Source organism: Cupriavidus sp. CuC1 (genome assembly GCF_044627735.1).
In the GTDB taxonomy this organism is placed as follows: Bacteria; Pseudomonadota; Gammaproteobacteria; order Burkholderiales; family Burkholderiaceae; genus Cupriavidus; species Cupriavidus ulmosensis.
In genome coordinates, this window is record NZ_JBIUHC010000129.1 from 12,966 (window position 1) to 28,952 (window position 15,987).

The following is a 15,987-nucleotide window of genomic DNA, read 5'->3' on the forward strand; positions in this document are numbered from 1 at the left end:
GCGGACTTGAAGTCCGGACAATCCGGTAAGCCAGCGGACGGCAGGGATAGCGGTGCCAGTGGGTTGCCCCTACCCTGCTCCTCATCCTCTTGCGCGGACAAACCCATGCTGAAGACTACCTTGAATGCCCTCGTGCTCGGCCACGGCCCGATCCATGTCATTGGTTTGCACGGCTGGTTCGGCAACGCCCAGGCGTGGAAGCCTCTGGCCGACTTGCTCGATAGCAGCCGCTACACGATAGCTTACCTCGACTATCGGGGTTATGGCGCTCGCATCGACGTTCCGGGCGAATGGACGATGGATGAAATCGCCCAGGATGCGATGCAGCTGGCCAACGAGCTCGGATGGGACCGCTTTCACCTGATGGGCCACTCAATGGGCGGCATGGCGATCCAGCGTGTGATGGTTGAGGCACCGCACCGGGTCGGCCGGCTCTTCGCCATCACGCCTGTTCCCGCAAGCGGCATGCCGCTTGACGAAGCGACCTGGTCGCTGTTTTCCGCGGCGGCAGAGGATGAAGCTGCGCGACGCGCGATCATCGACAGCTCCACGGGAGGACGCTTGCCAAAGCATTGGGTGGCGGGGATGGCCATGCGCTCCATGAAGCTGTCCGACAAGATGGCATTTGCTGCTTACCTGGTTGCCTGGGCAAAAACCAACTTCGCCGAGCGCGTGTCTGAGTCGTCCACTCCCTTGCATATCGTCGTCGGGGAGCACGACCCCGCCTTGACGCTCGAGCGGATGGAAGCCACCACGCTTCGCTGGTTCAAGAACGCATCCATCGAGGTCATGCCGAACGCAGGGCACTATCCGATGGACGAAACGCCAGTGGCGCTCGCCAGTTCGATTGAGCGCTTTCTTTCAATGGAAATATGAACTTCGACAAATGAGGCGTAGCTTCGTGGGTTTTTGTGCGGCTTTCCCGACACGGAAGCCGGGGCGTGCAAAAGCCTAGAAACCCTTGTGGGGCTTAGGTTTGCGGCCTACTTTGGTGTGGATTTGGATAGTGTGGAAAGAGACTTTGGTGCGAGGGAGGGGACTCGAACCCCTACACCATTGCTGGCGTCAGGACCTAAACCTGGTGCGTCTACCAATTTCGCCACCCTCGCAGTCCCTGCGGCGTGCATCCCTGGCGGGAGGCCGCTGTGCTCGTTGTTTTACATGCGTACCAGGGCAGCGTGAGGGTTGTCGCAAAAGCACAAAAGCAAACAGGCGGCTGAAACTGCCCGCCTGGCTTGTGTTACCCGTGCTGCCGGCGCACCTTGCGCATGCAGCGCAACGAGGCAGCGGATTCTAGCGCAAAGCGCCGCTGGAATCCAGCCCCCTCGTGCTGCCTGAGGCATCTCTTGGGCTATGCCTTCGCACTGACCTTGGTTTTGATGAATGCCAGCACGAGGACCGTGGCGCAGGCTTCCAGCGCGGCGACGAAGTACAGGCCGGACGAGAGTTGGCCGGTGCTGGTTTTGAACCAGCCGATCATGTAGGGCGCGACGAAGCCGGCGAGGTTGCCGATGGAGTTGATCAGGGCGATGCCGCCGGCGGCGGCGGTGCCGGCGAGGAAGGCGGAGGGCAGCGACCAGAAGACCGGGAAGGCGGCGAGGATGCCGATGGAGGCGATGGTGAGGGCGACCATGGCGAGCACCGCGCTGTGCAGCCACATGCCGGTGAGGACGAGGCCGGCGGCGGCCATCAGGGTGGCTAGCGCGCAGTGCAGGCGGCGTTCTCCGGTGCGGTCGGAGTGGATGCCGTTCCAGACCATGGCGAGGGTGCCGGCGATGAAGGGGATGGCGGAGACGAGGCCGATCTGCAGGTTGCCCTTGACACCGAGCTCCTTGATGATGGATGGGGACCAGAAGGCGATGGTGGCGTTGCCGCTTACGACGCAGAAGTAGATGGCGGCACAGATCCACACGCGCGAGTTGGTGAAGGCGGCGCGCAGGGAGGAGTGCTTGGCGGGGTCGCGGTTTTCGGCTTCGATCTCGCGGGTGACGAGGTCGCGTTCGCTGGCGGTGAGCCATTTGGCGCTGATGGGTTTCTCGGGGAGGAACATCAGCACGGCGATGCCGGCGAGCACGGAGGGGATGCCTTCGATGACGAACAGCCATTGCCAGTTGGCGAGGCCGTCGACGCCTTCCATGCTGCTCATGATGAAGCCTGCGAGCGGGCCGCCGATGACGCCGGCGATGGCGAACGAGGTCATGAACAGGCCGTTGATGCGGGCGCGGCGCTGGGCGGGGAACCAGTAGGTGAGGTAGAGCACGACGCCGGGGAAGAAGCCGGCTTCGAATACGCCGAGCAGGAATCGCAGGGCGTAGAACTGCATGGGTGTCTTGACGAAGATCATCGCCATGGAGGCGAAGCCCCACAGGATGGTGATGCGGGCGAGCGTGCGGCGGGCGCCGATTTTTTCCAGCAGGAGGTTGCTGGGGACTTCGAACAGGAAGTAGCCGATGAAGAAGATGCCGGCGCCGAAACCGTACACGGCTTCGCTGAATTGCAGGTCTTGCAGCATTTGCAGCTTGGCAAAGCCGACATTGACCCGGTCGATCCAGGCGAGCACGAACAGGAAGACGAGGAAGGGAATCAGCCGTACCGCGATCTTGCGGTAGGCTTCATTGCGCTCGGCCGGGGTGTGGGCCGGGCTTTCCAGGGCGCCAGGGGCGCCGGTCATCACGGAAGACATCGGTGGTACTCCTTGGGTGTTGATTGGCGGGGCCGCGCTGCTTGGTCGCGGCCCTCGGTCTTTTCTGCTCGTTACGGCTTGCTGCTTGCTGCTTCCTACTGCAGCGCGGCTTCGATGGCGCCGGCTACCTGCAGCACCCGCGCGTCACGCCCGTTCAGGCCGCCGACGCTCAGTCCGATGCCCTGCTCCGCCGCCGGCATCGGCAACGACACGGCGCAGCCGTCGAGGAAATTGAGCACGCTCGGGTTGCGCAGCACGAGGCCGTTGGTGGCGAAGAAGGCTTCGTCGCTTTGCAGCGCGTCGAGCCGCGGCGGGCGCACGGCCACCGTGGGCATCAGCCAGGCGTCGGCTTCGCGCAGCAGGTCGGCGGCGCGGGCTTGCATGGCGCGGCGTTCCGCCAGCAGCGCGATGTAGTCGGCGGCGCCGAGTTGCTCGCCGCGGCGGATGCGCATGGCGACGCGCTGGTCGTAGTCGTTGCCGCGCTCGGCCAGCAACTGCTTGTGCCAGTGCCAGGCTTCGGCCGCCGTGAGGCCGCCGGCGGCGTTGATCTGCGGCAGGCGCTTGAGCTCGGGGAAATCGAACGGGACGATCTGCGCGCCGAGCCGGGAGAGCGTGGCCAGCGTGGCGTCGAAGGCTTGCGCGACTTCGGCGTCGAGTCCGTCGCACACGAAATCGCGGGTGACGAGCAAGCGCAGCCCTGCCAGCGGCGCGGGACGGCTGTCCAGCGTTTCGCCGCTGACGATGGCGTCGAACGCGGCGCAGCAGGCAACCGAGCGCGCCAGCGGGCCGGCGGAGTCGAGCGAGGTCGACAGCGGTACGGCGCCGGCCAGCGGCACGCGGCTTGCGGTGGGCTTGAAGCCGGTCAGGCCGCAGAACGCGCTGGGGATGCGGATGGAGCCGCCGGTATCGGTGCCGAGCGCCGCTACGGCCATGTCAAGCGCGACGCTGACGGCGCCGCCCGAGGTGGAGCCGCCGGCGATGCGGGCTTCGTCGAACGGGGTGCGGGGCGTGCCGTAGTGCGGGTTCAGGCCGAGGCCGGAGAACGCGAACTCGCTCATATTGGTGCGCCCGACCAGCACGGCGCCGGCGGCGCGCAGGCGCGCCACCACGGGCGCGTCGGCGCTGGCGGGCTCGCCGGTGAGCGCCTTCGAGCCGGCCCGGGTCACCTGCCCTTTCACGTCGAACAGGTCCTTGATGGAGACCGGCAACCCGGCCAGCGGCGATGCCACCAGCCCCGCGGCGCGGTCCTGGTCGGCGGCGCGGGCCGCGGCCAGCGCGCCGGCGCCGTCGACTTCAAGGAAGGCGGTGCCGCCGCGGTTGCGGTGGTCGTCGATGCGGGCCAGTGCCTGCTCGGTCAGCGCAACGCTGGTGGTGCGTCCGGCGGCCAGGTCGGCGGCGAGCGCGGCGATGGTTGGCAGCCGGGTGCTCATGGCGCCACCGCCAGGCATGCCACGCGATAGGCATGGCGCAGCGTGCGCTTGAGCACCGGATCGTGGAGTTCGACTTCAAAGGCTTCGCCGCTGCCCAGCTCGCCGATCACGGCTTGCGTGCCGCAGAACATGGCAGTGCCCACCGGCAGCTTGTCTTCGCCGGTCAGGCGCTGGATCAGGTCGCGCGGGTCCAGCAGGCGCGTCACCAGGCCTTCCTGGTAGAGCTCGCGCTGGCCGTTGCGGGTGCGCCAGCAGCGCATCTGCAGCTGGTCCCAGTGCGCGGCTACGTCGTCGAAGCGCCAGACTTCGGTGCCCAGGGGCTTGGCGCACATCTGCTTGGAGACGGTGACGTCGTAGGCTTCGACCTTGCGGTCGGTGTGGTCCGAGCCTACGCCGATATACATCGCGTCCTTGGCCGCAAGCAGTACGAATTCGATTTCGCCGGAGGAGTCCTCGCGGGGCACTTCGAGCAGCGCGTCGGTGGTCAGCAGCGAGGCGGCAAGCGGGTAGAAGCAAGGCACGGTGGTCGGCGGCTTGACACCGATCTCTTCGAGCTCGCGGATGTGGTGGTTGACGGCGTCGGCGTCGCGGCCGGTCCAGCCGGCGATGATGAGGCGCTGGATATCGAGGACGAGTTCGCCCTCGCCGGCGACCTGGAATTGAAGTGTCGGCATTGCTTGCTACCTGTTGCGGAGAAAAACGGTCAGATGGTCCGGATGATGTTTTTCCGGAATTCGTCAATGTGTTCGCGGATGGCCTCGCGCACTGCCGGCACGTCGCGCCTCTCCAGGGCGTCGATGATCACCCTGTGCTCCTGGTAGACGTTTTCCAGGTGCTGCGGGTCGGACAGCGAGAGGAACCAGAAGCGCGCTTGCTTCTCGTGCAGGCCGCGCAGCAGGTCGGCCAACACGCGATTGCGCGAGGCGGCCGACATGGCGGTATGGAATTTGAGGTCGAGCGCGGCCAGGCCGGCGATATCGCGGCGCGCGATCAGGTCGGGCGAGCGGTCGACGATCTCGCGCATGGCCTTGAGATCGCTCTCGTGGGCGCGCTCGCAGGCCAGTGTGGCGCACAGGACTTCGTTGGTGGCGCGTACTTCGATCATGTCGAGCACTTCGTTAAGCGACAGCGGCGACACCAGCACGCCCTTGCGCGGCAGGATCGACACCAGCCCTTCCACTTCCAGCCGGTGCAGCGCTTGATGCACGGGTGTGCGGCCGATGCCGAGCAAAGCCGCAACCTGGGCTTCGTTGAGCGGCTCGCCGGGACGGAACTCGCAGGAAATGATGCGCCGCTTGATCTCGGCATAGGCCTGCTCGCGCAGCGCGGCGCCGGTGGCGGCGCGCGAGGCTGGCTCAGTGGTGTGATCGGCGCTGCCGACCAGCCGGATCGGGTTCGACATGATGATGCCCGCAGTGTTGAAGTTGTTGTGATACTAGTCTGATATTTCACTGATCGTCAACAAGTCGGGGATGCGGGTAAACACTGAAGCGTGGCGTGATCGGCCGCGCTACCTGCCGCGCAAGCCCTGCATCGTTCCTTCCTCCGCACTCCGGGAAATGCCTCGGAAGCCTGACAGGACAAGGGATCCAGCCTGGCCAAAGTAGCCCAAGCTCCGAAATCGCATGCCTCGCTGCATCACCGCTATTCCCAAAGGAAGCCAGCCCGCATATCATGGATGGAAATCCGATGAATCGATAATCGATTCAGTCGTATGTTGGTGCAATATGCATTCATCGTGGTGCAGGCCCTCCCAGCGCTGGTGCCAGTCACCGGTACGAAGACCCGGCGGAACGCGAACATGACCCGGCAAGACCATCAGGAAAACAGCGGCGAAGCGACGATCAGCGGCGTGGAAAGCGACGAAAAAGCCGCCCGCCCCGATCCGCTTTTCAACCAGTCGCTGGAGAAGGGACTGGAAGTGCTGCGTGCTTTCAGCGCGGTGCATCGCACCCTCACGCTGGCCGAACTGGCGGGGCTGACCGGCATGACAAAGAGCTCCGCGCAACGCACCGTGCATACGCTGGAAACGCTGGGATACGTGGCCAAGCACCCGCAGACGCGCCGCTTCCGGCTGACGCCCAAGGTGATGGAAATCGGCTACAACTACCTCTGCGCCGACGCGCTGATCCAGGTCGCCAGCCCTTACCTGTCGCAGCTCGCCAATGCCAGCGGCGAGACCGCCAACCTGACCGAGCCGGTGGGGCTGGAGATGGTCTACGTGGCGCAGTTGATGACGTCGAAATACATCCCCGTGCTGACCCCCGTGGGCATGCGCATTCCCATGTACTGCACCAGCAGCGGCCGCGCGTATCTCAGCACCTTGCCGGACGATCGGGTGATGGCCATGCTGGAGGACTCGGCCCGCGTGGCACGCACGCCGGCCACGCTGACCGATGTGGCGGCGATCTTCGAGACCGTGGTGGCTTGCCGCAAGGTGGGCTACGCCTGCAACAACGAGGAGCTGTTCCTGGGCGATATGGGCGTGGGCGCGGCCATCGTCAACAGCCAGGGGCAGGCCGTGGGCGCGGTGCATGTATCGCCGCCGGCCAGCCGCTGGAGCATGGCCGAGGCGCAGAAGAAGCTGGCGCCGATGGTGATCGAATGCGCGTGGGCGATCTCGCGTTCGATCGCCCACTGAGAGGCTGAAGCGCTTTGGCGCTAAGGTGCTTTAGCGCGCGTGCTCCAGCATCGCTTGCAGCAGCACATTGGCGCCGGCCTCGATGTGCTCGGGCAGCGCGTCTTCCAGCTCGTTGTGGCTGATGCCGTCCTTGCACGGCACGAAGATCATGCCGGTGGGCGCGCGCTGCGCCACGTACACGGCGTCGTGCCCTGCCCCGCTGACCACGTCCATGTGCGGCAGGCCCAGCGCCGCGGCGGCGCGGCGCACGCTGTCCACGCACGCGGGCGCGAACACGCAGGGCTCGAACTTCACCACCTGGCTGATCGCCACTTCCACCGCGCCGCGTTCGGCAATCTTCGCAAACGACGTACGCATGGTGGCATCCATGCGGTCCAGCCCTTCCTGCGAGAGGTTGCGCAGGTCCACGGAGAAGTCGACCCGGCCCGGAATCACGTTGCGTGAGTTGGGCGTGACCTGCACATAGCCCACCGTGCCGCGCCCGTGCGGGGCCTCGGCCACGGCGATGCGGTTGACCTCGTCGATCATGCGTGCCGCCGCCAGCATGGCGTCGCGGCGCAGCGCCAGCGGCGTGGGGCCGGCGTGGGCGTCCATGCCGGTCACGGTCACGTCATACCATTGCTGGCCGAGCGCGCCGGAGACCACGCCGATCGGCAGCCCGACGGCTTCCAGCACCGGCCCCTGCTCGATGTGCGCCTCGAAATAGGCCGCGAACATGCCGCCCGGCACTTCGCCCACGCGCTGCTCACCGCGGTAGCCGATCTGCGCCAGTGCCTCGCCCACGCTGATGCCGTCCAGGTCGCGCTGGGCGCGAATGAACTCCGCCTCGAACACGCCGGCAAAGGCGCCCGAGCCCATCATCACCGGCGTGAAGCGGGTGCCCTCCTCGTTGGTCCAGAACGCCAGTTCCAGCGGCGCGCGGGTGACCATGCCCAGGTCGTTGAGCGTGCGCATGACCTCCAGGCCCGCCAGCACGCCGAAGTTGCCGTCGAACTTGCCGCCCGAGGGCTGGGTGTCGATATGGCTGCCGGTGGCCACCGCCGCCGCATTGGGATCGCTGCCGGCGCGGCGCGCGAATACGTTGCCCACCTCGTCGGTGCGCACCTCGAGCCCGGCCTCGCGGCACCAGCCGACCACCAGGTCGCGGCCCTGGCGGTCCAGCTCGGTCAGCGCGATGCGGCACACGCCGCCCTTGGGCGTGGCGCCGATCTGCGCGAGGTCCATCAGCGATTGCCACAGGCGTGCTGCGTTGATGCGGGGAAGGTGTTGCTGGTCCATGTCGGGAAGCCGGTTGGTTGGGAATCAGACGGGGAAGTCAGATGGGGAAGTCAGCAAAAAGCAGGCCATGGAGAGAACGCTCGCGGGCCGACATGCGCGGACGACCACTGGCACATGACTTGCTTAACTGGTCTCGTCTCCCCTTCCCCCACCCAGGAGCTTTGCCCGTGACCGTTTTCTCTTCCGACTCCGTAAGAAGCGTGAAACCCGGCCTGAAGTCCATCGCCGCCGCTGCCGCGATCACCGCCGTCTCGATCCTCGCCTTGCCGGGTACCGCGATGGCAGAGAAGGTGCTGCGCATCGGCATGACCGCCGCCGACATCCCGCGCACGCTGGGCCAGCCCGACCAGGGCTTCGAAGGCAACCGCTTCACCGGCATCCCGATGTATGACGGGCTGACCCAGTGGGACCTGTCCAAGGGCAACGGCCCCAGCCTGCTGATTGCGGACCTGGCCACGGAATGGAAGGTCGATGCCAAGGACAAGACCAAGTGGATCTTCAAGCTGCGTCCCGGCGTGAAGTTCCATGACGGCTCACCGTTCAACGCCGATGCCGTGGTGTGGAACGTGGGCAAGGTGCTGGACAAGACCGCCAGGCAGTTCGATCCCAGCCAGGTTGGCGTGACCGCCTCGCGCATGCCGACGCTGCGCTCGGCCAGGAAAATCGACGACCTCACGGTGGAACTCGTCACGTCGGAGCCGGACTCCTTCCTGCCGTACAACCTGAGCAACCTGTTCATGGCGTCGCCCACGCAATGGGACAAGAAGCTGGCCGCCGTGCCGGCCTCGGTGACCGATGCCGCCGAGCGCTCCAAGCAAGCCTGGGTGGCCTTTGCCGCGGATGCTTCCGGCACCGGCCCCTTCAAGATGAGCCGCTTCGTGCCGCGCGAGCGGCTGGAGATGGTGAAGAACGCGCAGTACTGGGACGCCAGGCGCGTGCCCAAGATCGACAAGGTGGTGATGCAGCCGATGCCCGAGGCCAACGCCCGCACCGCCGCGCTGCTGTCAGGCCAGGTCGACTGGATCGAGGCACCGGCCCCGGATGCCGTGGCGCAGATCAAGAGCCGCGGCTTTGAGGTCTACGCCAATGCCCAGCCGCATATGTGGCCGTGGCAGTTGTCGTTCGCGCCGGGATCTCCCTGGCTCGACAAGCGCGTGCGCCAGGCGGCCAACCTGTGCGTGAACCGCGAAGGCCTGAAGACCTTGCTGGGCGGCTACATGGCCGAATCCAAGGGCATTGTCGAGAAGGGCAACCCGTGGTGGGGCAATCCGACGTTCGATATCAAGTACGACGCCAACGCCGCGCGCAAGCTGATGCAGGAAGCCGGTTACTCGGCCGCCAAGCCGATGAAGGTGAAGGTGCAGGTCTCGGCCTCGGGCTCCGGCCAGATGCAGCCGCTGCCAATGAACGAGTATGTGCAGCAGAACCTGAAAGAGTGCTTCATCGACGTCGACTTCGACGTGGTCGAGTGGAACACGCTGTTCACCAACTGGCGCATTGGCGCGAAGGACCCCAGCGCGCACGGCGCCAACGCCATCAACGTGAGTTTTGCGGCGATGGACCCGTTCTTCGCCATGGTCCGCTTTGTCAGCACCAAGACCCAGCCGCCGGTCTCCAACAACTGGGGCTACTTCGGCAATGCGGAGTTCGACAAGCTGATCGAGACGGCACGCACGTCCTTTGACGAGAAGGCGCGCGACACGGCGCTGGCCAAGCTGCATGCCCGCATCGTGGAAGAAGCGCCCTTCGTGCTGATTGCCCATGACGTAGGCCCGCGCGCGATCGCCAAGAAGGTCAAGGGCGTGGTGCAGCCGCAGAGCTGGTTTATCGACATCGCCACCATGTCGATGGACTGAGCCGCGCACTAAGCGGCCAGCGCGCGTGGCCGGTCCCGGGCCGGCCACGCGAGAGCGCAATCCAGAAGATGCCCGGCCGGCATGCATCGGCCGGGCTCCCCGAGAAACCCCGGCAGGCGCCGCTTGCCTGCCCTCCCGGCTACGATCATGTTCTACCTGCTGCGCCGCGTCGTCTACGCGATCCCCATCCTGCTCGGGGTCGCCCTGCTCTGCTTCTCGCTGGTCCATATCGCGCCCGGCGACCCGCTGGTGTCGGTGCTGCCGCCCGATGCCTCCGAGGACCTGCGCCGCCAGCTCACCGCGCTCTACGGCTTCGATAAGCCCTTCCTCGAACAATTCCTGCACTGGCTCACCCGCGCGCTGCACGGCGACCTGGGCACCTCCATCGCCACCAACCGCCCGGTGATGAGCGAGGTGATGACGGCGGTGATCAACTCGGTACGGCTGGCCGCGGTGGCCACGCTGATCGGCTTTACCTTCGGCTGCCTGTTCGGTTTCGTGGCGGGCTACTTCCGCGATTCCGCGGCGGACCGCACGGCCTCCTTCCTGTCCGTCTTCGGCGTGAGCATGCCGCACTACTGGCTGGGCATGGTGCTGGTGATCGTGTTCTCCGTATTCCTCGGCTGGCTGCCCGCCACGGGCGCCGGCCCCGGCGGCTCGGGCGACTGGGCATGGAACTGGGAACATATCCAATACATGGTGCTGCCGGCGGTGACGATGTCGGTGATCCCGATGGGCATCGTGGCGCGCACCATCCGCGCGCTCGTGGCTGAAATCCTCGCCAATGAATTCATTGTCGGCCTGAAGGCGCGTGGCTTGTCGGAGCTCGCGGTGTTCCGCCATGTGCTGAAGAACGTGGCGCCCACCGCGCTGTCGGTGATGGGCCTGCAGCTCGGTTACCTGCTGGGCGGCTCGATCCTGATCGAGACCGTGTTCTCCTGGCCCGGCACGGGCTTCCTGCTCAACTCGGCGATCTTCCAGCGCGACTTTCCGCTGTTGCAGGGAACCATCCTCGTGCTCGCCGTGTTCTTCGTGCTGCTGAACCTGCTGGTCGATGCGTTGCAGACCTTGTTCGATCCGCGCATCCAGCGCAACTGACGCCATCAAGGAAACCCGGGAACCCCCATGGAAATGACGTTGAAAAAACCCGCCCTTGTGCCCGTCGTGCAGCGCTCGCCCGGCTACTGGACCACGGTGGGCAAGCGCCTGCTGCGCAACAAGCTGGCCATGCTGGCCGCGCTGATCTTGCTGGCGCTGGTGCTGATGGCGATCTTCGCGCCCGTGCTGATGCCGGCCGATCCGTACGCGGCCTCGATCATGAAGCGCCTCAAGCCGATCGGCACGGAGCACTACCTGCTCGGCACCGACGAACTGGGACGCGACCTGCTCTCCCGCCTGATGCTGGGTGCGCGGCTGTCGCTGTTCATGGGCATCACGCCGGTGCTGATCGCCTTTGTGATCGGCAGCGCGCTGGGCATTGTCGCGGGCTATGCCGGCGGCTGGACCAATACCGTGATCATGCGGCTGGTCGACATCCTCTACGCCTTCCCCTCGGTGCTGCTGGCCATCGCGCTGTCGGGCACGCTGGGCGCGGGCGTGGGCAATGCGCTGCTGTCGCTCACCATCGTGTTCGTGCCGCAGATCGTGCGCGTGGCGGAGAGCGTGACCACGCAGGTGCGCAACCGCGAGTTCGTCGATGCGGCGCGCGCCTCCGGCGCTTCGTCGCTGACCATCGTGCGCGCCCACGTGCTCAACAACGTGCTGGGACCGATCTTTGTCTATGCCACCAGCCTGATCTCGGTGTCGATGATCCTGGCCTCGGGCCTGTCCTTCCTGGGTCTCGGCGTCAAGCCGCCCGAGCCGGAATGGGGCCTGATGCTCAACACGCTGCGCACCGCCATCTATACGCAGCCGCTGGTTGCCGCCCTGCCCGGAGCCATGATCTTCCTGACCTCGATCTCCTTCAACCTGCTCGCCGATGGCATTCGCTCGGCGATGGAAATCAAGGATTGATGCCATGCTGGAAACCTTGCCCGATGCCCTGGCCAACACCGATGTCGGCGGCCCCGCGCAGCCGCTGGTGATCGCGCGCGACCTGATCAAGCACTTCCCGCTCAAATCGAAGCTCCCCTGGCGCAGCGGCGGCGAAGTCCGCGCCGTCGACGGCGTGAGCTTCGAAGTGAGGAAAGGCGAAACGCTGGGCGTGGTCGGCGAATCCGGCTGCGGCAAGTCCACCACCGCGCGGCTGCTGATGCAGCTGATCGAGCAGAACAGCGGCGAGCTGATTTTCGATGCGCTGGGGGTGGGATCGGCGCAGTTGCCCATGAAACGCTACCGCAGCCAGGTGCAGATGGTGTTCCAGGACAGCTACTCCTCGCTCAATCCGCGCCTGACCATCGAGGAATCCATCGCCTTTACCGCGCGCGTGCACGGCATCGACGCGGCCGAAGCCAGCGCGCGGGCGCGGGCCCTGCTGGATCGCGTAGGCCTGGAGCCAACGCGCTTTGCCGGGCGCTATCCGCACGAGCTATCGGGCGGGCAACGCCAGCGGGTGAATATCGCGCGGGCACTGGTGCTGCGCCCGCGCCTGGTGATCCTCGATGAAGCGGTGTCGGCGCTGGACAAATCGGTGGAGGCGCAGGTGCTCAACCTGCTGCTCGACCTCAAGGCCGAGTTCGACCTCACCTACGTCTTCATCAGCCACGACCTGAACGTGATCCGCTACCTGTGCGACCGCGTGATGGTGATGTACCTGGGCAAGGTGGTAGAGGTGGGCGACACCGAAACCCTCTACGCCAACCCCGCGCATCCCTACACGCGTGCGCTGCTGGCCTCGATGCCGGCGATGGACCCGGATCACCGCACACAGGTCGCGCCGCTCGCGGGAGACCCGCCCAACCCGATCAACCCGCCATCCGGCTGCAGCTTCCATCCGCGCTGCGCCATGGCGGAGGACGTTTGCTCGCGCCGTGCGCCGCGGTTGTCCGACGCGCTGGCGGGGCATCCGGTGGCCTGCCTGATGGCTAACGCGGACGGCGGCCACAGCCGGCAGATGCCCGCGGCCGCCAGCCCGCTCGTTGCAACGCTCTGAGGGCCAAATCGTGAAAGCACCCGTGAATGCACCCGTGAACACACCCGTGACTGCACCCCTGACTGCACCCAACCCCAGTACAGAACAGCAGGCAGCCGCCCCCATGGTGTCGGTGCGCGACCTGCGCGTGACCTTCTCCGGCGGCGGCAAGACCATTCGCGCCGTCAACGGCGTGTCGCTCCAGGTGGCGCCGGGTGAGACGCTCGCCCTGATCGGCGAATCCGGTTCCGGCAAGAGCGTGACGCTGCGCGCGTTGATGCGCCTGCATCCGCCGCGCCGCACCCGCATGGAAGGCGAGATCCGCATCGATGGCACCGACGTCACCGCCCTCGATGGCCGCGGCCTCGCCCGCCTGCGCGGCGGCAAGGTGGCGATGGTGTTCCAGGAACCGTTGCTGGCGCTGGACCCGGTCTACACGATCGGCCAGCAGATCATCGAATGCATCCGCACCCACGACCGCGTCAGCGCCGCCGAGGCGCGCCAGCGTGCGCTGCGCGCGCTGGAGTCCGTGCGCATTCCCAGCCCGCAGCGGCGCCTGGCGGCCTATCCGCACGAGATGTCCGGCGGCATGCGCCAGCGCGCCATGATCGCGCTGGCGCTGTCGGCCAACCCCAAGGTCCTGCTGGCCGACGAGCCCACCACCGCGCTGGACGCCACCGTGCAGATCCAGGTGCTGATCCTGCTGCGCGAGCTGCAGCGCGAGCTTGGCCTGTCGATCGTGTTCGTCACCCATGACATCGGCGCGGCCGTGGAGATCGCCGACCGCGTTGCCGTGATGTACGGCGGGCGCATCGTCGAGGAAGGCCCGATCCGCACCATCCTGCGCGCCGCGCGCCATCCCTATACGATGGCGCTGTTGCAAAGCCGCCAGCACGGCATGGACCGCGGCCAGCGGCTGCAGACCATCGCCGGCTCGCCACCCGACCTGTCCGCGCTGCCGCCCGGCTGCAGCTTTGCACCGCGCTGCCCGCACGCGCGTGCGCAATGCCTGGAGGCGGTGCCGCAGGCCACCGCGCTGGGTGGCGGGCATAGCGTGAGCTGCGTGCTGGCCAATGAGCCGGTCGCCGCCGAAGCCCTGGCGTAAGCCTCATAGACTCGTCGTGACGGCAAGGCGTGCCGCCGCGCGCCGTGCATTCCGTGCCAATATCGCCTTTACTGATTGCTACCCTCATTGCCAACCGCATCCATGAACCTGGCCAGCCACCCCTCCCACGCCTTCCTGCCCTACCCGAGTGCGCCCGTCGCCAACGCGCCAGGCGGGCCGCTTGCCGGCCTGACCTTCGCCGCCAAGGATCTGTTCGACGTGGCCGGCTACCCGACCGGCGGCGGCAACCCCCATGTGCTGGCCATGTCGGGCATCAAGTCCACCACCGCGCCCACCGTGCAGCGGCTGCTGGATGCCGGCGCGGCCTTCGTCGGCAAGACCCATACGGATGAGCTGGCGTTCTCGATGAACGGCAAGAACGCCCACTACGGCGCGCCTGTGAACGGCGCGGCGCCGGGGCGCATCACCGGCGGCTCGTCCTCCGGCTCGGCCTCGGCGGTATCCAACCAGCTCTGCGATTTCGCGCTCGGCACCGACACCGGCGGCTCGGTGCGCGCGCCGGCCAGCCACTGCGGGCTGTTCGGCATCCGCCCCACCTTTGGGCGGATCTCGCTGGCGCAAACCCTGGCGCTGTGCAACAGCTTCGACACCTGCGGCTTCTTCGCGCGCGACATCGGCACCTTCGCCCGCGTGGCCGACGTGCTGCTCGGCAGCGACGCGCAAGCCCTGCCGGCCGGAGCCCGCCTGCTGCTGGCCGAAGACCTGTTCCGCATGCCCACCGCGCCTGCGCTGGATGCACTGCTGCCGGTAGTCGGCCAGATCGAAGCCGCCTTCGGCAAGGCCACGCCCGTCACGGTGGCGGACCGCCCGCTGGAAGACATCTGGTGGGCCTTCCGCTATGTCCAGGGCTGGGAAGCCTGGCAGACCGACGGCGCCATGATCGAGCAATACGGCCTGCAACTCGGCCCCGACGTGGCCGCGCGGTTTGCGTTCTCCAAGGGCGTCACCGAAGCGCAGTTCGAAGCCTCCAGCGCCATTCGCCGCGCCTTTACCGCGCATCTGGCGGCACTGCTCGGCAACGACGGCATCCTGATCCTGCCCACCATGCCCGACATCGCCCCGCTGTCCGACGCCGCCGGCGAAGAGCTGGAAACCTACCGCAACCTGTCCGCGCAAACGCTTTGCCTGGCGCCGCTGTCAGGCTTCCCGCACCTGAGCCTGCCGCTGGCCGGCCGCGCGGGCGCACCGCTGGGCATCTCGCTGATGGGCCCGGCCGGCAGCGACCGCAGCCTGATTGCATTTGCCGAAAAGCTGGTCGCCGCGCTAAGCTGAACGACCACCCCGATTCCCCCAGGAGAGCCTGAATGGCCCAGATCCGTATTACCGCCGGCGGCTACCAGTTCGTCGCCGAAACCCATCCCGACGCCCCGCTCACCGTCGCCGCCTTCACCAAGCTGCTGCCCTACCGGCAAAAGCTGATCCACGTGCGCTGGAGCGGCGAAGGCTGCTGGATCCCGCTGGGCGAGTTCAAGCTGGGCGTGGATTTCGAGAACCACACCAGCCATCCTTCGGTCGGCGACATCCTGTTTTACCCGGGCGGCTACAGCGAGACCGAGATCATCCTGGCGTATGGCAGCTGCTGCTTCGCCAGCAAGATGGGCCAGCTCGCGGGCAACCATTTCCTGACGATCGTGGAAGGCAAGGAGAACCTGCGCGCGCTGGGCACCAAGGTGCTGTGGGAAGGGGCGCAGGATGTGAGTTTTGAGTTGATGTAGGGATGGCGGCGGCAGCCCCAGCGTGCTGACAAACCAGCGGCCTCAATCGAAGCCGCCGAACAGGCCAAAGCCGCTCGCCGCGACGATGGCTGTCACTCCCTCTCCCCTCAGGGCTTGGGTGTGCCCACATTTTTTGAACAACTAGCTGTTCTCCCTACACCCATCTCCACCGGACAGCTATTCATCCT

Annotated in this window: 14 protein-coding genes and 1 tRNA gene; 9 read left to right on the forward strand and 6 right to left on the reverse strand. The window is 66.6% G+C overall.

Translation table 11 applies throughout. The features are described from left to right. Nucleotides 1-105 precede the first annotated feature (105 nt). Complete coding sequence (locus ACGLHR_RS38135) at nucleotides 106-876, forward strand: alpha/beta fold hydrolase (protein WP_400100584.1); 771 nt, start codon at nucleotides 106-108, stop codon at nucleotides 874-876. A 146-nt stretch (nucleotides 877-1,022) separates the two neighbouring features. Here ACGLHR_RS38135 and ACGLHR_RS38140 read toward each other — a convergent pair. From ACGLHR_RS38140 to ACGLHR_RS38160, 5 genes are all read right to left on the reverse strand, one after another. Then, nucleotides 1,023-1,109: transfer RNA gene (locus ACGLHR_RS38140), tRNA-Leu, on the reverse strand. A 242-nt stretch (nucleotides 1,110-1,351) separates the two neighbouring features. Further along, nucleotides 1,352-2,671, reverse strand: coding sequence for an MFS transporter (locus ACGLHR_RS38145; protein WP_400100602.1), 1,320 nt, complete (start codon nucleotides 2,669-2,671; stop codon nucleotides 1,352-1,354). A 107-nt stretch (nucleotides 2,672-2,778) separates the two neighbouring features. Next, entirely contained in the window at nucleotides 2,779-4,113 is a 1,335-nt protein-coding gene (locus ACGLHR_RS38150; protein WP_400100586.1) for an amidase, read from the reverse strand. Beyond that, complete coding sequence (locus tag ACGLHR_RS38155) at nucleotides 4,110-4,787, reverse strand: DUF2848 domain-containing protein (protein ID WP_400100588.1); 678 nt, start codon at nucleotides 4,785-4,787, stop codon at nucleotides 4,110-4,112. The genes ACGLHR_RS38150 and ACGLHR_RS38155 overlap by 4 nt, the downstream gene beginning before the upstream one ends. A 29-nt stretch (nucleotides 4,788-4,816) precedes the next feature. Next, on the reverse strand, nucleotides 4,817-5,515 hold the full coding sequence (locus ACGLHR_RS38160; RefSeq protein ID WP_267606321.1) for a GntR family transcriptional regulator: 699 nt from the start codon (nucleotides 5,513-5,515) through the stop codon (nucleotides 4,817-4,819). A gap of 399 nt (nucleotides 5,516-5,914) precedes the next feature. Here ACGLHR_RS38160 and ACGLHR_RS38165 point away from each other — a divergent pair, with 399 nt between their 5' ends. Then, nucleotides 5,915-6,754: an IclR family transcriptional regulator gene (locus ACGLHR_RS38165; protein ID WP_400100590.1), complete on the forward strand. Its 840-nt coding sequence runs from the start codon at nucleotides 5,915-5,917 to the stop codon at nucleotides 6,752-6,754. A 30-nt stretch (nucleotides 6,755-6,784) separates the two neighbouring features. Here the strand turns inward: ACGLHR_RS38165 and ACGLHR_RS38170 are convergent, their stop codons facing one another. After that, nucleotides 6,785-8,032 (reverse strand): Zn-dependent hydrolase, encoded by a 1,248-nt coding sequence (locus ACGLHR_RS38170; protein WP_400100592.1) that lies wholly within the window; start codon nucleotides 8,030-8,032, stop codon nucleotides 6,785-6,787. A 278-nt stretch (nucleotides 8,033-8,310) separates the two neighbouring features. Between ACGLHR_RS38170 and ACGLHR_RS38175 the strand changes: the two genes are divergently transcribed. The 7 genes from ACGLHR_RS38175 (at nucleotide 8,311) to ACGLHR_RS38205 (ending at nucleotide 15,799) form a co-directional block, all read left to right on the forward strand. Next, nucleotides 8,311-9,888 carry an ABC transporter substrate-binding protein gene (locus tag ACGLHR_RS38175; protein ID WP_400100604.1) on the forward strand — a complete coding sequence of 526 codons (1,578 nt, stop codon included), beginning with the start codon at nucleotides 8,311-8,313 and terminating at the stop codon, nucleotides 9,886-9,888. Nucleotides 9,889-10,035: 147 nt separating this feature from the next. Further along, nucleotides 10,036-10,986 (forward strand): ABC transporter permease, encoded by a 951-nt coding sequence (locus ACGLHR_RS38180; RefSeq protein ID WP_400100594.1) that lies wholly within the window; start codon nucleotides 10,036-10,038, stop codon nucleotides 10,984-10,986. Nucleotides 10,987-11,013: 27 nt separating this feature from the next. Then, a complete protein-coding gene (locus ACGLHR_RS38185; RefSeq protein WP_400100596.1) occupies nucleotides 11,014-11,901 on the forward strand; it encodes an ABC transporter permease in 888 nt (295 codons plus the stop codon). A gap of 4 nt (nucleotides 11,902-11,905) precedes the next feature. Then, entirely contained in the window at nucleotides 11,906-12,979 is a 1,074-nt protein-coding gene (locus ACGLHR_RS38190; protein WP_400100598.1) for an ABC transporter ATP-binding protein, read from the forward strand. 103 nt (nucleotides 12,980-13,082) lie between these two features. Beyond that, nucleotides 13,083-14,063, forward strand: a complete 981-nt coding sequence (locus ACGLHR_RS38195; RefSeq protein WP_400100605.1) for an ABC transporter ATP-binding protein — start codon at nucleotides 13,083-13,085, stop codon at nucleotides 14,061-14,063. Between the two features lie 102 nt (nucleotides 14,064-14,165). Beyond that, nucleotides 14,166-15,356 (forward strand): amidase, encoded by a 1,191-nt coding sequence (locus ACGLHR_RS38200; RefSeq protein WP_400100606.1) that lies wholly within the window; start codon nucleotides 14,166-14,168, stop codon nucleotides 15,354-15,356. Nucleotides 15,357-15,388: 32 nt separating this feature from the next. After that, entirely contained in the window at nucleotides 15,389-15,799 is a 411-nt protein-coding gene (locus ACGLHR_RS38205; protein WP_150990608.1) for a DUF3830 family protein, read from the forward strand. Nucleotides 15,800-15,987: the final 188 nt, after the last annotated feature.